This window comes from Comamonas guangdongensis (assembly GCF_041079535.1).
Lineage (GTDB): Bacteria > Pseudomonadota > Gammaproteobacteria > Burkholderiales > Burkholderiaceae_C > Comamonas > Comamonas guangdongensis.
In genome coordinates this window covers 33,119-54,410 of record NZ_JBFYGN010000012.1, presented here as the reverse complement: position 1 = coordinate 54,410, position 21,292 = coordinate 33,119, and the positions used below count along the sequence as shown (strand labels likewise).

General features: G+C 61.2%; 25 protein-coding genes and 1 pseudogene. 16 read left to right on the top strand and 10 right to left on the bottom strand.

What is annotated here, in order from left to right; genetic code table 11:
• Positions 1-21 precede the first annotated feature (21 nt).
• The 5 genes from AB6724_RS12170 to AB6724_RS12150 all read left to right on the top strand — a co-directional run bounded on the left by AB6724_RS12170 (position 22) and on the right by AB6724_RS12150 (position 3,296).
• The gene (locus AB6724_RS12170) at positions 22-651 is read left to right on the top strand and encodes a DUF3164 family protein (protein ID WP_369338786.1); all 630 of its coding nucleotides are present in this window, start codon (positions 22-24) and stop codon (positions 649-651) included.
• Entirely contained in the window at positions 648-875 is a 228-nt protein-coding gene (locus AB6724_RS12165) for a hypothetical protein (RefSeq protein WP_369338785.1), read from the top strand. Before AB6724_RS12170 ends, AB6724_RS12165 begins: the two co-directional genes overlap by 4 nt.
• A 10-nt stretch (positions 876-885) precedes the next feature.
• Positions 886-1,344, top strand: coding sequence for a regulatory protein GemA (locus tag AB6724_RS12160; protein WP_369338784.1), 459 nt, complete (start codon positions 886-888; stop codon positions 1,342-1,344).
• Positions 1,341-1,757, top strand: coding sequence for a Mor transcription activator family protein (locus AB6724_RS12155; protein ID WP_369338783.1), 417 nt, complete (start codon positions 1,341-1,343; stop codon positions 1,755-1,757). The genes AB6724_RS12160 and AB6724_RS12155 overlap by 4 nt, the downstream gene beginning before the upstream one ends.
• A 186-nt stretch (positions 1,758-1,943) precedes the next feature.
• The gene (locus AB6724_RS12150; protein ID WP_369338782.1) at positions 1,944-3,296 is read left to right on the top strand and encodes a hypothetical protein; all 1,353 of its coding nucleotides are present in this window, start codon (positions 1,944-1,946) and stop codon (positions 3,294-3,296) included.
• A 328-nt stretch (positions 3,297-3,624) separates the two neighbouring features.
• On the opposite strand, the gene AB6724_RS12145 is transcribed toward AB6724_RS12150, so the two are convergent.
• Positions 3,625-4,341, bottom strand: coding sequence for a hypothetical protein (locus AB6724_RS12145; protein ID WP_369338781.1), 717 nt, complete (start codon positions 4,339-4,341; stop codon positions 3,625-3,627).
• A 136-nt stretch (positions 4,342-4,477) separates the two neighbouring features.
• On the opposite strand from AB6724_RS12145, the gene AB6724_RS12140 reads away from it, so the two are divergent.
• Together AB6724_RS12140 and AB6724_RS12135 are read left to right on the top strand one after the other, a co-directional pair.
• Complete coding sequence (locus tag AB6724_RS12140; protein ID WP_369338780.1) at positions 4,478-4,927, top strand: hypothetical protein; 450 nt, start codon at positions 4,478-4,480, stop codon at positions 4,925-4,927.
• Positions 4,928-5,123: 196 nt separating this feature from the next.
• Positions 5,124-6,488 (top strand): AlbA family DNA-binding domain-containing protein, encoded by a 1,365-nt coding sequence (locus AB6724_RS12135; protein ID WP_369338779.1) that lies wholly within the window; start codon positions 5,124-5,126, stop codon positions 6,486-6,488.
• A gap of 127 nt (positions 6,489-6,615) precedes the next feature.
• Here the strand turns inward: AB6724_RS12135 and AB6724_RS12130 are convergent.
• Positions 6,616-7,045 (bottom strand): annotated as a pseudogene (locus AB6724_RS12130) (DNA adenine methylase); the annotation flags it as partial.
• Between the two features lie 69 nt (positions 7,046-7,114).
• Complete coding sequence (locus AB6724_RS12125) at positions 7,115-7,777, bottom strand: dihydrofolate reductase family protein (RefSeq protein ID WP_369338778.1); 663 nt, start codon at positions 7,775-7,777, stop codon at positions 7,115-7,117.
• 335 nt (positions 7,778-8,112) lie between these two features.
• Here AB6724_RS12125 and AB6724_RS12120 point away from each other — a divergent pair, with 335 nt between their 5' ends.
• The gene (locus AB6724_RS12120) at positions 8,113-8,328 is read left to right on the top strand and encodes a hypothetical protein (protein ID WP_369338777.1); all 216 of its coding nucleotides are present in this window, start codon (positions 8,113-8,115) and stop codon (positions 8,326-8,328) included.
• Between the two features lie 32 nt (positions 8,329-8,360).
• Here AB6724_RS12120 and AB6724_RS12115 read toward each other — a convergent pair whose 3' ends face one another.
• The 6 genes from AB6724_RS12115 to xseA form a co-directional block, all read right to left on the bottom strand.
• The gene (locus AB6724_RS12115) at positions 8,361-8,915 is read right to left on the bottom strand and encodes an SRPBCC family protein (protein WP_369338776.1); all 555 of its coding nucleotides are present in this window, start codon (positions 8,913-8,915) and stop codon (positions 8,361-8,363) included.
• A gap of 29 nt (positions 8,916-8,944) precedes the next feature.
• A complete protein-coding gene (locus AB6724_RS12110) occupies positions 8,945-9,658 on the bottom strand; it encodes a YceI family protein (protein ID WP_369338775.1) in 714 nt (237 codons plus the stop codon).
• The gene (locus AB6724_RS12105) at positions 9,655-10,233 is read right to left on the bottom strand and encodes a YceI family protein (protein WP_369338774.1); all 579 of its coding nucleotides are present in this window, start codon (positions 10,231-10,233) and stop codon (positions 9,655-9,657) included. Before AB6724_RS12105 ends, AB6724_RS12110 begins: the two co-directional genes overlap by 4 nt.
• 79 nt (positions 10,234-10,312) lie before the next feature.
• The gene (locus AB6724_RS12100; protein ID WP_369338773.1) at positions 10,313-10,792 is read right to left on the bottom strand and encodes a VOC family protein; all 480 of its coding nucleotides are present in this window, start codon (positions 10,790-10,792) and stop codon (positions 10,313-10,315) included.
• A gap of 263 nt (positions 10,793-11,055) precedes the next feature.
• On the bottom strand, positions 11,056-11,643 hold the full coding sequence (locus AB6724_RS12095; RefSeq protein ID WP_369338772.1) for a superoxide dismutase: 588 nt from the start codon (positions 11,641-11,643) through the stop codon (positions 11,056-11,058).
• Between the two features lie 322 nt (positions 11,644-11,965).
• Positions 11,966-13,306 (bottom strand): exodeoxyribonuclease VII large subunit, encoded by a 1,341-nt coding sequence (xseA, locus tag AB6724_RS12090; protein WP_369338771.1) that lies wholly within the window; start codon positions 13,304-13,306, stop codon positions 11,966-11,968.
• A 406-nt stretch (positions 13,307-13,712) separates the two neighbouring features.
• Here xseA and AB6724_RS12085 point away from each other — a divergent pair, with 406 nt between their 5' ends.
• The 7 genes from AB6724_RS12085 (at position 13,713) to adk (ending at position 19,319) form a co-directional block, all read left to right on the top strand.
• A complete protein-coding gene (locus tag AB6724_RS12085; RefSeq protein ID WP_369338770.1) occupies positions 13,713-14,348 on the top strand; it encodes a MotA/TolQ/ExbB proton channel family protein in 636 nt (211 codons plus the stop codon).
• A 16-nt stretch (positions 14,349-14,364) separates the two neighbouring features.
• Positions 14,365-14,796 carry an ExbD/TolR family protein gene (locus AB6724_RS12080; protein WP_369338769.1) on the top strand — a complete coding sequence of 144 codons (432 nt, stop codon included), beginning with the start codon at positions 14,365-14,367 and terminating at the stop codon, positions 14,794-14,796.
• A gap of 53 nt (positions 14,797-14,849) precedes the next feature.
• The gene (locus tag AB6724_RS12075) at positions 14,850-16,214 is read left to right on the top strand and encodes a hypothetical protein (RefSeq protein ID WP_369338768.1); all 1,365 of its coding nucleotides are present in this window, start codon (positions 14,850-14,852) and stop codon (positions 16,212-16,214) included.
• A gap of 66 nt (positions 16,215-16,280) precedes the next feature.
• The gene (gene lpxK / locus AB6724_RS12070) at positions 16,281-17,303 is read left to right on the top strand and encodes a tetraacyldisaccharide 4'-kinase (protein ID WP_369338767.1); all 1,023 of its coding nucleotides are present in this window, start codon (positions 16,281-16,283) and stop codon (positions 17,301-17,303) included.
• 66 nt (positions 17,304-17,369) lie between these two features.
• The gene (locus AB6724_RS12065) at positions 17,370-17,561 is read left to right on the top strand and encodes a Trm112 family protein (protein WP_369338766.1); all 192 of its coding nucleotides are present in this window, start codon (positions 17,370-17,372) and stop codon (positions 17,559-17,561) included.
• A 3-nt stretch (positions 17,562-17,564) separates the two neighbouring features.
• Positions 17,565-18,341 carry a 3-deoxy-manno-octulosonate cytidylyltransferase gene (gene kdsB, locus AB6724_RS12060; RefSeq protein ID WP_369338765.1) on the top strand — a complete coding sequence of 259 codons (777 nt, stop codon included), beginning with the start codon at positions 17,565-17,567 and terminating at the stop codon, positions 18,339-18,341.
• Positions 18,342-18,662: 321 nt separating this feature from the next.
• Positions 18,663-19,319, top strand: coding sequence for an adenylate kinase (gene adk, locus AB6724_RS12055; protein ID WP_369338764.1), 657 nt, complete (start codon positions 18,663-18,665; stop codon positions 19,317-19,319).
• Between the two features lie 90 nt (positions 19,320-19,409).
• On the opposite strand, the gene AB6724_RS12050 is transcribed toward adk, so the two are convergent.
• The gene (locus tag AB6724_RS12050; protein WP_369338763.1) at positions 19,410-20,426 is read right to left on the bottom strand and encodes an asparaginase; all 1,017 of its coding nucleotides are present in this window, start codon (positions 20,424-20,426) and stop codon (positions 19,410-19,412) included.
• Positions 20,427-20,527: 101 nt separating this feature from the next.
• On the opposite strand from AB6724_RS12050, the gene lexA reads away from it, so the two are divergent.
• A complete protein-coding gene (lexA, locus tag AB6724_RS12045) occupies positions 20,528-21,202 on the top strand; it encodes a transcriptional repressor LexA (RefSeq protein WP_369338762.1) in 675 nt (224 codons plus the stop codon).
• The last annotated feature ends 90 nt before the right edge of the window (positions 21,203-21,292 follow it).

The following is a 21,292-nucleotide window of genomic DNA, read 5'->3' as shown; positions in this document are numbered from 1 at the left end:
ACCACCAACAGAAAGAACGAAATGAATCAGCAGATTTCTCTTCCCGAGATCCCCGCAGGCTATTGGGAGAACGCCAAGGGCGACCTGGTCCCTGAAAGCAAGGTCTCCGACATCGACAAGCTGCGCGACCAGCTGGTGCGCGACCTCTGCGCCCAGGCAGAAGCCAGGAGCCAGGATCTGGCCAAGTTCAAGCTGGACTCCATGGGCGATGTCACGGCATTCGTGGCCACCAGCGTGGAGCAGTACGGAGTGAAGGTGCGCGGCACCAAGGGCAACTTCACGCTCATGACGTTTGATGGCAAGTTCAAGGTCGTGCGCCAGATGCAGGACCAGATCACCTTTGGCGAGCAGCTCCAGGCCGCCAAGAGCTTGATCGACCAGTGCGTGACGCGCTGGGCCGAGGGAGCCAACGACAACATCAAAGTGCTGGTGGCCGATGCCTTCCAGGTCGACAAGCAGGGCCTGATCAACACGGGCCGCGTACTGGGCCTGCGCCGCCTGGACATACAGGACGAGGACTGGCAGATGGCCATGAAAGCCATCTCGGACAGCATCCAGGTCGCCAGCACCAAGCCCTATATCCGCTTCTACAAGCGCAACGAAACCACAGGCGCTTATGACGCCATCAACCTGGACTTGGCTGCCGTATGACGACCACCCGCCTTGCCTCTACTGCCGATGTTGCTCACTCCGTCTGTACCAGCGAAGGGGCGCAATCGCTGCCCTTGATGCAGATCACCAAGATCGTGGACTTCACCCTGCGCACGGCCATCGGTCTGAATTGCCAGAACGGCAACACCCTGGAAATCAATCTCGACAACGGCCATGTCTTGAGCTGCTGTATCAAGAAAGCCATCGGCCCTACAGACGTTTAAAGGAGGCGACATGACCCGCTTTGTTGCTCACACCTCGCCTTTTGCTGCAAAAGATCAGCGCCGCCGTGAGCTGGGCCACATTCACCAGGGTCGCACAGCCTTGGGTTGGACGGATGACGACTACCGCTTCCACCTGGTCGAACTCACGGGTGTGGCCAGCTCCGCGGATCTGGACGCAGCGGGTCGTGCCAAGGTGCTTGCTCACATGGCTAAGCTGGGCTTCCAGCCCAAGTCCAGCAACTTCAAGCCATTTGGTCAGCCCGAGAAGATCAAATGGCTCTGGAAAAAGCTGGATGAAGCGGGAGGCCTGCGCGACGGCAGCGCTGCGGCCCTGCTCGCCTTCGTGGCCCGAACCATAGGCACTGAGGTGTCGGATGTGAAGTTACTGCCAACTGCCCAGGCCAGCACGGTCATTGAGGCGCTGAAGTCCATGCTGGATCGGGCCAAACGTCAGGCGCAGGTGAAATGAGCCACGCCATCACCGTCCCGATCGACCTGCTGCCGCCACTTCTGCAAGAGTTTGAGCGCCTGGTGGGTCTGCAAACCACCATGGCGCTGGTTCAGAAATGGGGTGGACTGCGGGTGTACTTCCCGACGCCGGAGCGTGTCACTGAAGAGCACCCCTATGCCGCAGTCATTGGCATCGACGCGCTTTTAAAGCTGGCAGAGGAATATGGAGGGCTGCCTCATTTTCAGCTGCCGAAAGCGGAAAGGGCGCTCCAGGCCGTGCGCAATGCTCGGATTGCTGCCGACTATGCAACGAACAAGACTGCTCGAGAAATTGCTGCGGAATATGGCCTGACAGAAGGGCAAGTGGTAAGGATTGTGGCCATATTGGGAGTGAATGCCCCACCTGATCGCCGCCAGCGGACACTTTTTTGATCTAGGATGCCTGCTCCACATATGCAAGCGCTCAACCCTTCACGCGGTTGAGCGCTTTTTTCTTTGGCTGGCGATTTAAGCCAAGCGCTGCAGCCCCCCCTAGCTCTAGGACTAATGTGAATCAAATAATTGTGTTGTCTTTATTCACTTTGACAACACAACATCCAAAAAGACATGATCCACCTTATGCAAAAAATCAAAAAGCCGGTGGGTCGCCCCGCCCTCCATATTAAGCCAGCAGTGCTCGCACAACTTCGTGCAGATGCTGGGTTTACACAATTTCAACTAGCTAGGGCCGTTTATGAATTGGCAAACAAGCGCTGGGAAAGCACAAACAGTCTGAAGAGCACAGCTCAACGCTGGGAGACTCGGGGCACCCTGGACAAAGCACTGGCTATTCACCTCGCAGCAGTCCTCAAAACAACGCTGCCAATTCTGACCGGAGAGCATCCAGTTTCCGCCCCCAGTCGCGTGGGCGAGCTGGAGGAAATTCTGAAAACACGCATGCAAGACCCGAGCAATCTGAAACTGCAGGAAGTATTGCGGCAAATGGGTGAACAGGGGTCAGACAATCCCATTCCCGAACTCGCCAGCGATCTGAACCGCTTTATTGAAGTCGCACAACTCAGTCAGTCCCCACAAGCCTTTGAGCACATCACCGCCCTAACGGGGCTGGAGCGTACAGAGCTGGAACAACCTACCAGTCACTTTGGTCTCTGGCTGATGATCGGTAGTGGTCATGGTCTTGCATTCCGTGAAATTGTCACCGGTATTGATAGCCTCATGCATAAACTGAGAGATGAATGGGAAGACGCATCAAAGTCCTTTCGCATTCGGGACTGCAGCATTGAATTTTCGGAAGAAAAGCCCTGGTTCAAGGTTCGCTGGACTGCCAGTGGCCTTGTTGGTTTTAGCCGCACAATCCGCTTTGTGCGCTGCCAGCCCAGCGCCAAAGGGCTGAGCTGGGTTGCTCCCTCAGAATGGGACAAATTTCATCTGGAATCTTTCGCCCCTTCGGCCCGACCATATTTCGACGTTGTAACCGGCTTCGATGCGGTGCAAATTCCGGCAGCCCTCAAAGACTTGCGGGTACGAGTCGAGAGAAATTATTCACCTCGTGAGTACGAAGCGAACCCATCCAGGGGGTACTCAGAAACATTGGCACTGCATTCAGGAGAACTGCCTGAATACGCTGGCCAAATTATTGAGACCTACTCTGCCTCCGCCAGCATCAGTTTAATGGCAATCCAGCATCTGTGCTTTGGCCTGTGGGACACTTTACTGCCACATCTTTCAGGGTGGCCATTGAAGTACTGGTCTATTCAGTCGGGCTTGAGTCATATCAGCGTTGTGCTGGGAGAAATTCCCCTAATGGAATGGCCATCATTGGACACTATGCCTCCGCTGGGGCACAGATTTTCCATCTCACTGGTGGAACTGCAAGCAGACGGCAGCTACCGCACAGCGCCATGGAGAACCGCCCTTGTTGAATTGATCTGTGAACGGCTCAACAAAAGGCTGGAAGAAGCGCGCACTTAATCAAGTCTAAATTTCAGTTGAAAAAAAGCTGCACGTGGCTATTGGTCCCGGGCTCGGTGTAGCTCATCCATTTTTCGGGACTAGGAGATAAATTATGAAGAAACCAGCACCCTTCAATGGACCCAGTAAGACCGGTGGCCCGTCTGGCGGTGGTCGCGGCAATAATCCCCCTCGCCCCAAATAAGGCAAGGCATATAAACACCTAATTCTGAAACTATAGTAGTTTAACGGCACCCAACTCCCAAGCGGCTGGGTGCCTTTCTTATGCGATCAACAAGGCACAGTATTCGTGAAATTTTCATTAAAAATATAAATCAGTACAACTTTTTCATTTCAGGGAAGGATGTGAAACAAATTCCATTTTTTCCAATGGAATGACACGGCTTCGCTGAATCTCAGTATCAAAAATTGCGATATAGGACGCAGATGTATCAATCACAAACCCATTGGCGACGGTGACACCATCCTTCTTTATCTCAACACAAGGCGTTCTTGGCTGCCAACACCCTTTTATCAACTCGGCCTTCTGACTTGCAGCTGCTGCCTCCCCACCACTTTCACCGAGAGCGGCAGGGATCACCATAAGTGCGGTCAACAGAATAAGAGTCAGAGGCATCATTGCCACAGCCATCGCTGTCAGAACGATATATCGAGCAAGACGCTGCTGCCACTCAGCCCGCCTTAATACCCAATTAGTCAGTTTGCCTGGCGTCTTGGAAACTGGTGTCTGTAGAACAAACACATACACACCTATAACTACCGTCGCAACCAACAGCCAGTGTATGTTCCCGAAGATTGCAGTCAAAATCACTGCAAACCTGTCGACGATACCGTAATACCCATTGATCAGTATCCAGTCCGTCGTTTTTGGGAACAGACCCGCATCAATGCCCCAGTAATGAAGGTACTGTCGGTGTCTAACATCGCCTATCAGATGCAGAGCTACTGTGCCTATGGCCACGAACACCGTGAGAACGCGGAGCATGGCAGGCCACTGCAAAGCAAGCCGCTCTTTGGACGAATCAGAGGTCTTTTCTTGTGTCATGTGCTTACTCTACCCTTAGAGCTGACCCAGCCCTTTAAGCCGCAGGACTGACAACAGTCAAAGCAATGCACAAAGGATTGAAGAATCTGTACAAAGCTCCAGTCCCAATGTCCGACCACAGAAAGCTCGGACGGCAATGAGCATTTACGTAGCTCACAGTAAGTATTTGTTTTTATTGAAAAATAGGAGCCTACAAGAAAGTGTGTCCGACCTATATGCGTCCGACCTTAGAAGAGATCGTCTACTTGTGGCGGAGCATAAGCCACACCTCCCCCCCCCACATTCCATCGGCGCATCATCAGCCCATTTTGGCCGTTTTATGCCTCTGGTCGGCCCAATCGGTGCCAAAGCTGCCAACATGCTCAACACCCTCGAAATCGCCTACAAGCCCGCATCAACATTAGCAAACCTGAAATTTCACAGGTTCCAACTCTGTGCCAAAACGGTCACTCCCCCACAGTTGCGCGGCCTTTGGCACAAATTTGCGCGAGCTTTGGCACAAAGTAGCACAGCCTTTGGCACCAAGGCTGACAAATCAGCAAGCGATCACATCATGCGATGTGTTGTTTTGTCGTCTATTGGCTAGTGTGCGACCGTCGCTGAACTCTCCCTTTGCGATCTCTCCGAGAAGTGCTGCAAAGCGGTTAGTTGATGCACAGACTATACTTTTGTAACAAATACGCCTGTGAATCCAATCCAACTGCATTCTTGCACTGCAAGGCCACAAGCCACTTGGAGAGCGGGGTCCACAGACTGGGGCAGCGGTCGAAGGGTAAAAGGATATGGTGGTCACCCAGATGCTTAATAGAGACATCAACTCGCGCTTCGAAGATTGGCTCTTAAGTCCGCGTGAGACACTCGATTTTGAGGTTAAGCAATGGCTCGATATGAGTGATGCCGAGTCACAAGGAGTGGTCGCTAAAGCTCTTATCGCATTGGAGAATCACGGTGGTGGCTTCCTCCTGTTCGGCTACAAAGAGAATGACGACAAGTCTCTTAGTCCAGACCAAAATCGTCCTGCTTCTTTGGAGCCGTACTTGACGGATGCGCTGAACGCGATAGTTAAGCGCCGCGCTGAGCCTCCATTCCACGTGGAGGTTATTCTCCAGCGGCACCCCACCTCAGGCGACGAGTACCCGCTCGTTCGCATTGCAGGCACTTCAAAGGTACCTGTGCGCTCCGATAGCGCTACGCCGGGAGGAAGCCTAAAGCAGCATGTCTACTACGTGCGGGCTCCTGGTCCAGAAAGCCGAGGGCCATTGAACGCGGGGGAATGGGATTCCCTACTCCGTCGCGTGATCATGAACCAGCGTGAGGAGAACATTAGCCTACTCCGAGCCCTCTTACCTACTTTTGCCACTGGAGTGGCATCGCAGGCGCCCCCCACAGAGGCAGACACTCTTCATGCATTCGCAGAAAAGGCGAAGCTGAAATGGAATGCACTAAATGATGCTCTAGATGCATCAAACCAGTCGAAAATCACCCACGGCACTTTCTCCTTTGCTGCACGTATTGTCGGAACTTCACGTAACCTTGACCCACGTCGTATTCTGGAGATAAATGAAAGCGCTAGACGCTACACAGGCTGGCCGGCCTTAGTGACTCTTAACCATGAGAAGACTAGGCCACGCTTGGTGGACGGTTGCATCGAGGCATGGCTTGCCGATATCAGCAACCCAGGCGTTGGATATGCAGACTTCTGGCGTATCGATCCTAAGAACGGAAACTTCTTCTTACTCCGCGGTTATCACGAGGATTCACTTGATCCAAGTCGTTTTGGCAAACCCGGAACCCTCTTTGAACTTACGCTCCCGGTTTGGAGGCTTGGTGAGTTCCTTCTTCGGGTTCTTGACCTGGCCGACGCTATGTACGACCAGCCCTATGAAGTGCTCGTTGAGTGTGAGTGGGACTGCATTGCTGGTCGTCATCTGTTCTCTCACAACTACAGGCGTCACATTCCCCCATACAAGTCTGCCGAGTCAACTGTTCGCACGACAGGGTCGTTTCCGCAAAACGTTCTTCGCGAGCTTTTGCCAGAGGCGGTCAAGGCGCTGACGAAACCGTTGTACGAGCACTTCGAGTTCTTTGTCCCGCCGGACAGCTTTTTCGCGGAAGAACTGAGCGAAATGACCAAAAATCGCTTCTAAGGCTCGTCACAGATAGCCGGCCCTGTCATCAATCGGGCCCCCGGTCATTGTTCCGGAAGACGTTAAAGGATAGTTTTTCACCGCCGTCGCAGTCTGCTTCTGGCCGACACGAGTCGGCCATTCCACTTTAAAACAGCCCTGCCGGCTCCTCGCTCCTGGCCCAGCTGTAAATCACCAGCTCTCCTCGCTCTACCCGGTTCGCGCCACCGCCTACGGTGTAGTCCAGCTTGAGCGCCTCCATCTCAAAGTCTTTGAAGCACTCCCTGATCGCTGGGTGATCGTTGATGCTGATGACGGCCTTGCCCTTGATCGTCTTGAGCTTCTGGGCCATCAGCTCGTATTGCTCCCAGGGAAACGGCACACCGTAGCCCTCGGTCTCCCAATACGGTGGGTCCATGTAGAAGAGCGTATGGGCGCGGTCGTAGCGGTCGATGCAGGCGGCCCAATCCAGCTGCTCGACATAGGTTCCAGATGCCGCGCAAATGCGCGGCCGAGAGGTTCTCTTCGATGCACAGCAGGTTGATGGCCGGGGCCGTGGTCGCCGTGCCGAAGGCCTGCTTGGAAAGACAGCGCTCATTCAAACGCTGAGCAGCCGGCTAGAGCCACGGCTCCAGCCCGTAGCCGGCCTAGGCCGCCGTACGCTGCTTGCGCCGCAGAACGACATGTGTCGCCTTCTCCGAGGCCACAAATTCCACACATTCGTATCCCAGAGCCCGCATATCCAGCCCCTGGAACAACGACTCCCCCTGGCCAAGCAGCACCGGTGCGATGGCAATGTGCAGCTCATCGACGAGGCCTTCGCGAAGATATTGCCGGATGGTGTGTGGCCCGCCGCCGATTCGCACATCCAGTCCCGCAGCGGCCTCGCGTGCACGCGCCAGCGCCTCGCGAATGCCTCCGGTGATGAAGTGGAATGTCGTACCGCCCTCCATCTCGATGGAGGGACGAGCATGATGGGTCAGGATGAAGGCCGGCACGTGATATGGAGGATTGTCTCCCCACCAGCCCTTCCAACTGGTGTCAGGCCAGGAACCACGGATGGGGCCGAACATGTTTCGCCCCAGAATCCAGGCCCCGACATTCTCAAAGCCGCGGGCCGCAAAATCGTCGTCGACCCCGCCGGTGCCGCCGTCCTTGCCAAACAGGGTCTGCTGGAAGGTACGCGTCGGGAGCAGCCACTGGTGCAGCTCCATCCCGCCAACGCCCAGCGGATTGTTGAGGTCTTGATCGGGACCGGCTCCATATCCGTCTAGCGAGATGGTGAAGCCCTCAACGCGAACTCGTGTCATCGCCTGCCTCCGTCCAGACACCTCGCGGCCAATCAGGCCTGCGTCCGGATATGCATCTTAGCCGGGAGCGAATGATTCGGCCGTTTCGAACATCGGGGCTCTGGTCAAAGCTTGTGTCGAAATGCTGAAGCAGGATCATGGCCGGAGGTCCGGATCCTGCGCCAAACCGGCGATGTGACTCCAATTGCACCGCGACCATAGCCAGCCTTGCGAACAATCCAGGCGCCGACGACCCCGCTAGCTCTCCGGCAATCAGCGGCCTCCATCCAGAGTCCAGCGGCTGCGCAAGTCACAAGCTATAGTGCCTGCAACTACATAGGGGGGATGGACAGAGCATGTTCAAGCGCGGCGATCTAGTGGAGTTCGATGGCCCGCTGGCCGTGGGCTCGTTCGAGGACGGCGCGGCGCCTGAGGATCATCTGGCCCTGTGGTTTGGCACGCCCCAAGGCATCCGCCAGTCGCAGGGAGGCCCGGGCGGCCTGCAGCCCGAGGTCTGGACCGTACCCTCCGACTATTGCCAGCCGGCCTCAGAGCCCATCGTCAGGCACTGATCTACGGCCTCCAATTCTCACCCCGGCCTGCCCTATTGCGCTTGAGCCGGCGGCGTCTGCGGTGCGGCCCGCGCTTCGCGCCGCAGGATCTCGCCCACCAGGGCGACAAATTGCCGCGCCAGTATTTTGCGCACCACCAGCTTGCCGACCAATGGCGGGATCGTGAAGTCGGGCAGCAGACGGCCCGCGTATGAGAGCCGAACTTTGCCATCGGGCAGAGTCTCCAGCGTATAGCTGCCATCCATCTGCTTGAGATTGCCGCCCACGGCATGCGCAACGATGCGCCGCGGCGGCGATTCGGTCACGGCCAGCCTGACCTGGATAGGCTGCTGAAAGAACAGAAAGCCGAACACTCCGGTCTGCTCCAATACCAGCTGGTTGCCGTTGCGCTGAACTACGCGCGAGCTGCGCATATTGGGCAGGAAGTCAGCCAGATGGTCGTAGTCGGAAATCACGCTCCAGGCCGTGGCCGGCTGGACTCTCATGTCGGCCGAGGCGCTCACCATGATCACTCCGCTGCTGTCCGAGGTCTCTATGCTGAGTTCCTGCGTCCATGCCGCATGGCAGACCCAGAGCAGGAGCGGCATAGTCCAGCGAACGACAAGGCCGCGAGCGCTCATGGCACCGCCGGGCGCTCGCTGGCGCGCACATCAAAGCGCAGTTCGACCCGGTCTTGAACCTGGATCGCCCCGCCCAGAATCGAGAAAGGCGCGATGCCGAAAACGGATTGATCGAAAGCCAGGCGGCCATGGACTCTCAATCCGTGGCCGTCGCGCTCGATGTCCGCCGGCACACTGAAGCTGCGCGTGACGCCGTGCAGCGTGATGTCCACCGCCAACGGCACAGCGCCCGCCGCGGCCGGGGCGGCGCGCACATGGATGAGTACAAAAGGAAACTGCCGTGTCTGCAACACCTTGGTCAGCATATTGGCGCGGGTTCCGGCGATGTCGGCCGCGCTGGGCTGGGTGTCGAAGCCGGCCTCGGCGCGCAGCGCCGGCTCGTCTACCGACAGGCTGTCCAGCGCAAGATACAGGTCGGCCCGGCCTTGCTCGGGCGCCACATAGCCTTGGAGTTCGCGGCTGGAGACCACATGGTCATGCCCCAGCCTGGCCAGGGGCCCGCCGCTGCGCACGGTGATGGCGATCTGCGAAAGCGCGGGATCGACCCTCAGCACCTTCTGCCTCTGGGCCGCGACCTGCGCATAGGCCGCGGCGGGAAACTCTGCTGGCGCCGAGGTCGATGCGGTGACCGGCTGCGGCCCGTGCTCCGGCTGCGCGCAGGCCGCGAGCAGCGCCGTCAAGGCCAGGACCAGCTGCGCACGGAATTTCATAGCGGCTTATTCAGCTTGACGCGAAACTTCACCTTCACATCGGCGCCCACGGTATCGGTGGCCGCCCATTCCCCCGTGCCTATGCCGAAGGCCGCGCGCTGCAGCACGAACTCGCCCTCCAGCATGGCACCAGCGCCCACCGCCATCCAGGCAAACGGCACCTCCACCGGCTGCCGCACGCCTTTCAGGGTGAGGACGCCGCGCGCCAGATAGCGACCGGCGGAGGCATCTCCGGACAGGCGGCGGATATCGTCGGTATGGAATTCGGCCTGCTGATAGCGGGCGAAGTCGAACCAATCCCGCGTCGCGATCGCCTTGTTGATGTCGACGCTGGCCATGTCCGCACTGGCCACACGGATGCTCACGTCCAGATGTCCGCCGGCCGGCTTTTCAGGGTCGAAATCAAGCCGCACCGCGAAGTCCTTGAAGACCCCGGTTGCAGGCGCCTGCTCAAAGGTAGCAATGAACTCGAGCCGGTTGCCCGCGGCCGTATCCATCGTCCACTCGGCGGCCTGGGCCTGGTGCAGGCAGGCCACGGCGGACAACCCAGCGAGGCAGAACGCGATTTTGCTCATCTCGATGGCTCCTGAAAGGCGGAATTCGGCTCCACATGGCTTTGGCACTGCGGCAACGGGACAGCCCGCGCCGCTGGCATCAACCGAGCCGCGCCGCTTCGATCGCGGCGATATCGATCTTTTTCATTCCCATCATGGCTTCGAACACGCGCTTGGCCGCCGCGCCGTCGGAATCGCCGATGGCGGCGCTCAGCACGCGCGGCGTGATCTGCCACGACAGGCCCCAGCGGTCCTTGCACCAGCCGCAGGCGCTTTCCTGGCCGCCGTTTTCCACGATCGCGTTCCACAAGCGATCGGTTTCGGCCTGGTCGTCGGTCGCGACCTGGAACGAGAACGCTTCGCTGTGCTTGAATGCCGGCCCTCCGTTCAGGCCCAGGCACGGGATGCCCATCAGCGTGAACTCGACCGTCAGAACATCGCCCTGCTTGCCTGCGGGATAGTCGCCAGGCGCGTGATGGACGGCGTTCACCGCACTGTCGGGGAATGTCTGCGCGTAGAACTGCGCGGCTTCCAATGCCTCGCCGGCGAACCAGAGGCAGATCGTGTTCTTGCTGACCATCTTCGCTCTCCCCAATCCGGAAAACCTGGACCGATGGGCGCCCGCAAGCCAGCCGCTTCATGGCTGCGCATGCAGTGCCGCGCATGCATCTCACTTCATCGAACGATTGGACTCGTATTCGCCTGCGGGATCAAGCCTCGGCTCTCGGCCCTGAGCTCTGCGCAGCTGTGCCGCTGCGGAAATGAAAAAACCTCCTTGCGGAGGTTTTATTCATGGCGACAGATCGTGCCCGCACCCATGCGGGCCGGGCCCGGATACTGTCATCAAGCCGCGAAGTTGGCTTCGGCGAACTTCCAGTTCACCAGCTTTTCCAGGAAGGTCTCGACAAACTTGGGACGCAGATTGCGGTAGTCGATGTAGTAGGCATGTTCCCAGACGTCCACGGTCAGCAGAGCCTTGTCGGCGGTGGTCAGGGGGGTGCCAGCAGCGCCGGTGTTCACGATGTCCACGGAGCCGTCGGCCTTCTTGACCAGCCAGGTCCAGCCGGAGCCGAAGTTGCCCACGGCCGAAGCCTGGAAGGCCTTCTTGAACTCGTCGAAGCTGCCCCACTTTTTGTTGATGGCGTCCAGCAGAGCGCCGCTGGGAGCGCCGCCTCCGTTGGGGATCATGCAGTTCCAGAAGAACGTGTGGTTCCAGATCTGGGCCGCGTTGTTATAGATGCCGCCGGAAGACTTCTTGACCACGTCTTCGAGCTCCATGTTTTCAAACTCGGTGCCCTTTTGCAGGTTGTTCAGGTTCACCACATAGGCGTTGTGGTGCTTGCCATGGTGATACTCCAGGGTTTCCTGGCTGTAGCCAAACGGTGCCAGTGCGTCGATGGCATAAGGCAGTGGGGGCAGAGTGCGTTCCATGATGGTTTTCCTCGTGGTTGAAATATGGGGCAGTCTCGCGCCCTCATAAAGGCTGAGGGACGCGGGCGATGACCGTTGTGCTTGCAAGGCCGGCTGGCACATTGCTGTACTACAGCCGTCAAGTATTGCACTAACCAAGCCATTGTAGAAAGAACTCGGGGCCCGAACGCCGTTCAACAGGACTATTCGGCGGCAGACCCTGAGCAGCCGCTCACGCTCCGATGCCTGTCGCTTCTGGACTTTCCGCCATTGAGCGCCCCGGCGGCAAAAGAGACCTGATCAAGAACCCGGTTAACTCTGAGGTCAAATCGGCCCATGCGCATCACAGCAGGCGCGGCTGCGTGACCACCACATCAACCGTACCGTCCGACAGCTGCGCCTTGAGGGCCGCGCCCGGCGGCGCCTGCCGCACCTGGGTGACAGGCCTGCCCTGCTCATCGCTGAGCAGCGCATAGCCGCGCTGCAGCACCAGACGCGGGTCCAGCAGCTGCAGGCGCAGGTCCATGCGCTCCAGCTTTTGCCTCTGCTGCTCCAGGCCGCGCTGCAGGACCTGAGGAAAATGGCTCTGCAACGCTTGCTGGTTCTGCGTCAGCCGCTGCAATTTCAGAAGCATTGCATGCCGCAGCCGCTGCGCCTGCCGGGCCAGCTGCAGCCGATTGCGGGCCAGCTGCTCGCTGGGGCGGCCCAGGCGCTGGGCCGCCAGGTCCAGGCGCTGGGCCTGCCTGTCCAGCAGGCGCTGGACGGCGTTGTCCAGCCGGCCCTGCAGCAGATCCAGTGCCCCCAGCCAGACCTCGCGCGGCTGGGCCACCAGCTCCGCCGCCGCGGTAGGCGTAGGCGCGCGCAGGTCGGCGCAGAAGTCGGCAATGGTGAAGTCGGTCTCGTGCCCCACCCCGCTGATCAACGGCACCGGGCTTTGCACTATGGTGCGTGCCAGCTGCTCGTCGTTGAAGGCCCAGAGGTCCTCGAGCGAGCCGCCGCCGCGCACCAGCAAGATGGTGTCGATGATGGGGCCATCACCAGCAGCCGGGTCGCGCTGTGTCGCTTGCCCATCCTGCGCCATCCGATACAACTTTGATAGCGCCTGGACCAGGGACTGAGGCGCCTGCGCGCCCTGTACCAGGGCCGGGACAATGAGCACGGGGATATGCGGCACGCGCCGGCGCAGCGCCGTGACCACATCGTGCAGCGCCGCCGCCCCCAGCGAGGTGACCACGCCTATGCCGCGCGGCAGCGCGGGCAGCGGACGTTTGCGAGCGGGCTCGAACAGGCCTTCGGCTTCCAGTTGGGCCTTGAGGCGCAGGAACTGCTCGAACAGCGCGCCCTGGCCCGCGCGCTGCATGCTCTCCACCACCAGCTGCAGATCGCCGCGCTGCTCGTAGACGCCCAGCCGCCCACGCACTTCGACCAGTTCGCCATCGCGTGGCGCGAAGCCCAGATGGTCGGCCGCGCGGCGGAACATGGCGCAGCGCAGCTGGCCGCTGGCGTCCTTGAGGTTGAAATAGCAATGCCCGCTGGCGGCGCGCGAAAAGCCGCTGAGTTCGCCGCGCACGGCCACGGGGTTGAAGCGGGCCTGCAAGGCATCGCCAATGGCGTGGCATAGAGCGCCAACTTCCCATACGCGCGGCGCGGCTGCTGGGCTCGGGCTTTCAAAGATTGAATTCATGCGGTGTTTACAAGGTCTGGCTCGGGCTGAATTTTCCACAGATGTCGGCGTGCAGCCTTCTCGGCGACAAAATCCCTATCGGCTCATCAAGCAGGCTACAAACAGAATGCAAGCCATTGATTTCAATCATCAATTACTGATTCACCGAGTCGACACACTCGTAACCAGCCGATTCCTCGGCCCTGCAGCCGCCGCGTGCGGCGCAAAAGAGCACAAAGTTATCCACAAAAGCTGTGCTATACGCGTGTAGGCGCACAAGCCGCCGGGCTGAAAGAGCCGCGGCAGGCGCCCTGCCAGCCGCATGCGCTCTGAGCAGGCGCAAATGCGCTGTCGATTACGGTCAAAGCAGCCGCATCGCTGGGTGATAATCGCCGACTGCAATTTCGAACGACGAGGGAGAGCAAAGTTGCTGTCGATCATACAAGCCGCAGGATGGCCGATCTGGCCTTTGATTGCCTGCTCCATTCTGGCCCTGGCCCTGGTTTTTGAACGCTTTGCCTCGCTCAAGACGGCCAAGGTGGCTCCGCCCAATCTGCTGGACGAGGCAATTTCCGTCTCTACGCGGGAGCTGCCCAGCAGCGAAACCACGCAGCAGCTGGCCCAGAGCTCGGCCCTGGGCGAGGTGCTGGCCACGGGCCTGCGCATGCTGCAGACCCACCCGGAAAGCAATGAGGACGAGGTGCGCGCCGCCATGGAAGGCGCCGGCCGTGCCGCTGCCCATAAGCTTGAAAAATATCTGAGCGCCCTGGCCACCATTGCCTCGGCAGCTCCTCTTCTGGGCCTGCTGGGCACGGTGATCGGCATGATCGAGATCTTCGGCTCCCAATCGGGCGCCGGCGCTGCGGGCGGCGGCAACCCCGCACAGCTCGCGCATGGCATCTCGATTGCGCTGTACAACACCGCCTTCGGCCTGATCGTGGCCATACCCACGCTGATCTTCTGGCGCTACTTCCGCGCCCGCGTGGATGCCTATCTGCTGGGCATGGAGCTGGCTTCCGAGCAGTTCGTCCGCCATCTGGCCCGCCTGAAGCTGTCCAAGTAAGCGGAAAGCGCGCACCATGAACTTCCGTCCCCGCCACCGCGATGAGCCCGAGATCAATCTGATCCCCTTCATCGACGTGCTGCTGGTAGTGCTGATCTTTCTGATGCTCTCCACTACCTACAGCAAGTTCACCGAACTGCAGCTGACCCTGCCCGTGGCCGATGCCGAGCAGCAGCGCGACCGGCCCAAGGAAATCATTGTTGCCGTGGCTGCCGATGGCCGCTACGCCGTCAACAAACAGGCGCTGGACGAACGCAGCGTCTCCGCAGTCACGGCCGCACTCGCCGGCGCCGCAGCCGCCGGCAAGGACAGCATCGTCATCATCAGCGCCGATGCCACGGCCCCCCACCAGTCGGTGGTGACGGTGATGGAAGCCGCGCGCCGCGCGGGTCTGTCGCAGATCACCTTTGCGACCCAGTCCTCTACGGCAGCCGGCCAGGCCAAATAGGCTTCCCCGGTCCGCCCGAGCCGTCGGCAACTGGCGTCCAGCGCGAAACTCTCATGAAGCATCTGCTCCTGCGCACGGCCATGCTGGCCTCCCTTGCCGCGCCGGCCTGGGGCCGCACTGTCGCGCACAAAGCCGGTGAAATTACGGCCTGCGTACCCAATGCGCAAAGCCAAGCGCTCGCGCAGCCCTACGACGGCTACCAGCCCACCGGCTACAAAGGTGCGCTGGAGCGCGACAGGGCTTGGTTTGCGGCGGTAAGCAAAACCAGGCACCGCGATGGCACATCGCGCTATGTCTTCAGGCATGCCCGGGGGGCCGGACGCCGCGTCGAGTTCGAATCCATTGAAACCGTGTCGCTGGGAGGCAGTGCCGTCGGCTTTGCGGCCTATCGCCAAGGTTGCGGCGACCTGTTCGATGCGCGCGGCCAGCAGCTCGACGTGCCGGCCTTCGAGAAGCTCGAATCCGACGGCTGGGATCTCCCGCCGCAGAGCGCGCGCCTCAAACGCAAGGTCTCCGGTCCCGAGGAAAGCAGCGGCGCTTTTTCCTATTTGCTGTTCGTTAATGGCCAGCTCATGGCCGCCTCCCCGCACCAATACCTCGCGAGGTATAGCCAGGCAAAAATTTCGTCCGCCAACACCCAAATAGCAGCGACGGAAAGGGCCATCGTGGCCGTCACCCCGTCGGCAGGCATCGGTCTTCTGGACCTGCGCACTCTGCGCGAAGTGCTGGCACCGAGCTGGGAAGGCGTCGATCAGATCAGCGACTTCACTCTCGGCAACGACAGGTCGGCTGCCAGCTATCTGCTGGCCCTGGATCAAGACGGTCTGCACCTGCACACCTTGGACGGCCGCCCTATTGCGCTGCCGCGCTTCGACAGCATCAGCTTCATCCACGGGTGGTACGCACAGGACAACGCCAGACTGTCGCCCGACAGTGATCCGCTCGTGATTCAGACTCAGGAATTGAGCCGCGATGCGCACGGAAAAAACGCCGATGGTCCGTGCCGGCTGTACAACCAGGCACTCCAGCCGCTGCTGGAATCTGCCCTGCCGGCCGGCGCCTGCCTGCGCAAATCGGTGCGCAGCGCACGCTACTTCGCTTACTCCAGCGACGGCAGGACACAGATCTACCGCAAGCAGTTGACGGGCGACCATCTCCTCACACTGGAGCGCATCGCCACCGACGTTGATGGAGCGCTGGTGTATGCGCTTGACGGCGGCGCGCTGCTGCTGCAAACAACGAGACAGCCGCCCTACCGCCTCGTCACGCCCGAAGGACAGGATGTACCCGAACGCAACTTCGATGCATTCCACAACATGGGTTGCGGCTTTGTATCGGTTCGCCGGGGAGACAAGCGCTGGATGCTGCAGCAGGACGGCAGCCTGTCTTCGCAGCTGCTCTACCCCTTCAGTTGCTGAGAGCAGACCGGCATCAGCGCACCGACAGCCGCCGTATGATCGGCGGCTACCCGATAGACATCCAACATGCTCCAGACCTCCTCCAGCAACAGCTCCCGGCAGACCGGCTTGCGCGCCCTCTGGCGCCGGCGAGGCCTGGGCGCCTGGCTGCTGTGGCCGTTTTCCTTGCTCTATGGAGCGCTGCAGGGCTGGAACGCCAGGCGCATGCGCCAGGGCCAGCAAAGCGCGGGCCTGCCCGTCATCGTGGTCGGCAATGTGATTGCGGGCGGCGCGGGCAAGACTCCCGTGACCCAGGCCGTGGTCGCGCATCTGAAAGCCCGTGGCTGGCGGCCCGGCATCATCTCGCGCGGCTACGGCCGCCAGACCTCGGACTGCCGCGAGGCCCTGGCCGACAGCCCCGCCAGCGCCGTGGGCGATGAGCCCGCCCTGCTGTCGCGCAGCACCGGCGTGCCGGTATTCGTGGCCGCCCAACGCCTGGAGGCCGTGCGCGCTCTGCGCCGCAAATACCCGCAGGTGAATGTGATTGTCAGCGACGACGGCCTGCAGCATCTGGCGCTGGCCCGCGATGTGGAACTGTGCGTGTTCAACGACGAAGGCCTGGGCAACGGCTTTCTGCTGCCCGCGGGGCCGCTGCGCGAACCCTGGCCACGCCCCGTCACTGCGACCCTGTATGCGGGCCGCCCGCCCGAACCCCAGGGCCAGGCCCCGGTCTTTGCGCTGCAGCGACAGCTGGCCGCGAGTGCCCGCAACGGCCGGGGCGAAAGCCGGCCGCTTGCGGATTTTGCGGGCCAGAAGGTGGAAGCCGTGGCCGCCGTGGCGCGGCCCGAATCCTTTTTTGCCATGCTGACCGCTTGCGGCATCGCACCGACCGCTACCCAGGCCTTGCCGGACCACTACGATTTTGAGAGCTTCTCACGCAAGTTGGAAAAAGACCAGCCGCTGATTTGCACCGAAAAAGATGCGGTCAAGCTCTGGCGTAATCACCCCGAAGCCTGGGCCGTACCGCTGGAGCTGCAGCTGCCGCAGGCCTTCTGGGAGCTGCTGGACGCCAAACTGGCCGCGGTTTGCGCTCGAGGCGGCGCGGCCTGACTATCATTGAACCATCTGTTGCGGCCGCCCTGGCTGCCGCCCACCTCTTGTTTGCAGGAATACTCCATGGACGCCAAACTTCTTGAACTGCTGGTCTGCCCCGTCACCAAGGGCCCTCTGCGCTTTGACCGCGAGCGCCAGGAACTGATCAGCCACAGCGCGCGCCTGGCCTACCCCGTGCGCGACGGTATTCCCGTGTTGCTGGAAAACGAAGCCCGCACACTGTCCGACGAAGAACTGGAAGACGACAAGCAATAAGCCATGAGCTATACGGTACTGATCCCGGCCCGCCTGTCTTCAACCCGCCTGCCCGGCAAGCCACTGGCCGATATCGCCGGCCTGCCCATGGTGGTGCGCGTGGCCCAGCGCGCGGCCCAGGCCGGCGCGGCGCGCTGCGTGGTGGCCGGCGACGATGAAAGCATCGTGGCCGCCTGCGCCCGCCATGGCGTGCAAGCGATTCTGACCCGCAAGGACCACCCCAGCGGCAGCGACCGCCTGGCCGAGGCCTGCGAGCAGCTGGGCCTGTCGGGCGACGACGTGGTCGTCAACGTTCAGGGCGACGAGCCCCTGATAGACCCAGCCCTGATCGATGCCGTGGCCCGGCTGCTGCCAGCGCGGCCCGAAGCCAGCATGGGCACGGCCGCCCACCCCATCCACAGCCTGGCCGACTACCGCAACCCCAATGTGGTGAAGGTGGTGTGCGATGCCCAGGGCCTGGCCAGCTATTTCAGCCGCGCGCCTATCCCCTTCTCGCGCGACCATGGCGACGAAGAGTGGTGGCATACGGCAGCGCCCCGGGCCGGTCACACAGGTTTCACACCGCTGCGCCATATTGGCATCTATAGCTACAAGGCCGGTTTTCTGCGCGCGTTTCCGCAGCTGGCTCCGGCCCCCACCGAGGCCATGGAGCAGCTCGAGCAGCTGCGCGCGCTGTGGCACGGTCACCGCATCGCCGTGCATCTCACGCCGCAGGCGCCGGGGGCCGGGGTGGACACGCCCGAGGATCTGGAGCGCGTGCGCGCGATCTTTGCCGGCTAGGCTCCGCCAATCGCCTGATCCGGGCCACCCTTGAAAAGTGCCCAACCCCAGGTCGGACAAGCGCTCAAAGCTATACTTTCCGCTTAGTCCGAACAGCACATGCGGTCTACAGCCTGCGTGGCTTACAACTGCAGCCATCGTGTTTGCAGCGAATGCATGCCGCCAATCGGCTGCACGGGCGACAGTCTTGACTGGGCCGTGTAAGCCAGCGTTGGCCTTGTGCGTGCTATCCTTGCTCGCGAAAAAATATAGCTGGAGGACTACAGGCGACCACCCGCCTCCTCCGGCAAGCAAGAATTTCTACTCTCCTCAAGGATTTCCATGAAACTGATTTTGTTGGGTGCGCCTGGCGCCGGCAAAGGCACCCAAGCGGCCTTTATTTGCCAAAAGTACGGAATCCCTCAAATCTCCACTGGCGACATGCTGCGTGCAGCCGTCAAGGCCGGCACCCCCCTGGGTCTGCAGGCCAAGGCCGTGATGGATGCCGGCCAGCTGGTCAGCGATGATCTGATCATCAATCTGGTCAAGGAGCGCATTGCCCAGCCCGACTGCACCAAGGGCTTTCTGTTCGACGGCTTCCCCCGCACCATCCCCCAGGCCGATGCCATGAAGGCCGCCGGCGTGAAGCTGGACTATGTGCTGGAAATCGACGTGCCGTTTGAAGCCATCGTCGAGCGCATGAGCGGCCGCCGCAGCCACCCCGCATCGGGCCGCACCTACCACGTCAAGTTCAACCCGCCCCAGGTCGAAGGCAAGGACGACGTGACCGGCGAGCCCCTGGTGCAGCGCGAAGACGACAAGGAAGAAACCGTCAAGAAGCGCCTGGACGTTTACAGCAACCAGACCCGTCCCCTGGTGGACTATTACAGCAACTGGGCCAAGGCCGATGCCGCTGCCGCCCCCAAGTACCGCGCCATCAGCGGTACGGGCACGGTGGAAGAGATCACCGCGCGCGCCCTGGCCGCTCTGGCCGAGTAAGCCGGCCTTGCCCACCTCCGCAAAAAAGCACCTTCTCAGGTGCTTTTTTGTTTTCCGGCCCCCACAGGGCAAGCGCCATCCGCGTCCATCTCAGGAGCCTGAAGCCAGGGCCAGCATCAAGGCCACGCGGGCCTTGCTGGGCGGCAGCAGCACGCAGTCCAGACCTGTCTCGTCGCCGGCCTTGAGCAGTTGTGCCGGAATTTCATCGTGTTCCGATCCAGCGGGTAGCCCCCCCTGGCCCACGGCCTGCCCTTCCAGGCAGCGCGTGCCAAGCCACACGACCACGCCCTGGCTTCTGGCCCGCAGCAGGGCCTGCAGCAGATCCCGATGGATAGTGGCGTTGCCGGTGCCCGCCACCACCAGCCCCTGCACCCCGGCACCTACCAGCGCCTGTACCGCCCGCTCGCCCTGCAAGGCGCCCGACTGCACAATCTCCACCCAGGGCAGAGCCTCGCAAGCCAACAGCTTCTGCAGACGCTGCTCGCCCCAGGGCGCGCGCGCGGCCACCCCGGCAATCCAGCGCACCCTGGACTCTTCCACATAGGCGCAAGGCCCGCCTTCATAGGAATGCAGCGCATTCAAGCGATAGGGATGGACCTTGAGCACCCGGCGCGCCGAATGCACCTCGCCCGCCGCCACCACCCACACGCCCGCCCCCCCATCCGCGGCCACGGCCACGGCATCGCGCAGGTTTTGCGGACCATCGGCCTGCAGCGAGGTCGCGGGGCGCATGGCACAGGTCAGCACCACGGGCTTGGCCGGCTGCAGCAGCGCCTGCAGCAGCCAGGCGGTTTCCTCCAGCGTGTCCGTGCCATGGGTGATGATCACGGCCTGTGTGTCCGCATCGTCCAGCGCCGCCTTCACGGCCTGCAACAGGCTGCGCCACACGCTCCAGTCCATGTCCTTGCTGTCGATCTGGGCCAGTTGCACGGCCTCCAGCATGGCTCCGGTTCGGCCCGCAGCCAGCTGGGACAGGTCCGGCACGGCCGCAAGCAGCCCCGCCACACTGATCTGCCCTGCCCGGTAGCCCACACCCTGGGTGCTGGCCTGGGCCTGGCCCGCGATCGTTCCACCCGTCCCCAAAATCACAATCTTTGGTTGTGCCACTTGCTCTCCGCAAAAAACTGGTTAAAAATACAGGTACTGTATAAACCAACAGATCAGAATTCCAGCTTAGGCCCAGCCTACTGAACGACCGGAAGCCAGACATGCTAGACCATCCCAAGCTCACTCCCCGCCAGCAGCAGATTCTGGATCTCATTCAGTCCACCATCGCCCGCACCGGCGCGCCGCCCACACGGGCCGAGATTGCCAGCACCTTCGGCTTCAAATCGGCCAATGCCGCCGAGGAACACCTGCAGGCCCTGGCCCGCAAGGGCGTGATCGACTTGGTCAGCGGCACCTCGCGCGGCATCCGCCTGCGGGCCGATACCGTGCGCAACATCAATGCCGCACGCGGCACCAGCTTTGCGCTGCCGCTGACGGCGCTGGCACCTCTGGTCCTGCCCCTGGTGGGCCGTGTGGCCGCTGGCTCGCCCATTCTGGCCCAGGAACATATAGACCAAAGCTATTCGGTGGAGCCCGGTCTGTTCGCCGCCAAGCCCGACTATCTGCTCAAGGTGCGCGGCATGTCCATGCGCGACGCCGGCATCATGGACGGCGACCTGCTGGCCGTGCAAGCCACCCATGAGGCGCGCAACGGCCAGATCGTGGTCGCCCGCCTGGGCGACGATGTCACCGTCAAGCGCTTCAAGCGCACCCCGCAAGGTATTGAGTTGCTGCCGGAAAACCCCGATTACAAGGTGATCCATGTGGCGCCCGAAGAGCCTTTTGCCATTGAAGGCCTGGCCGTGGGCCTGATCCGCAACAGCATGTTCATGTGATGCCATCCATCGGCGCGGCCTGAACGGTACGCCGAGTCCCGATCCCTCTCCAGTCCAGGTGGTAGGCGCGAAGTCGGTTTGCTTCGCCCT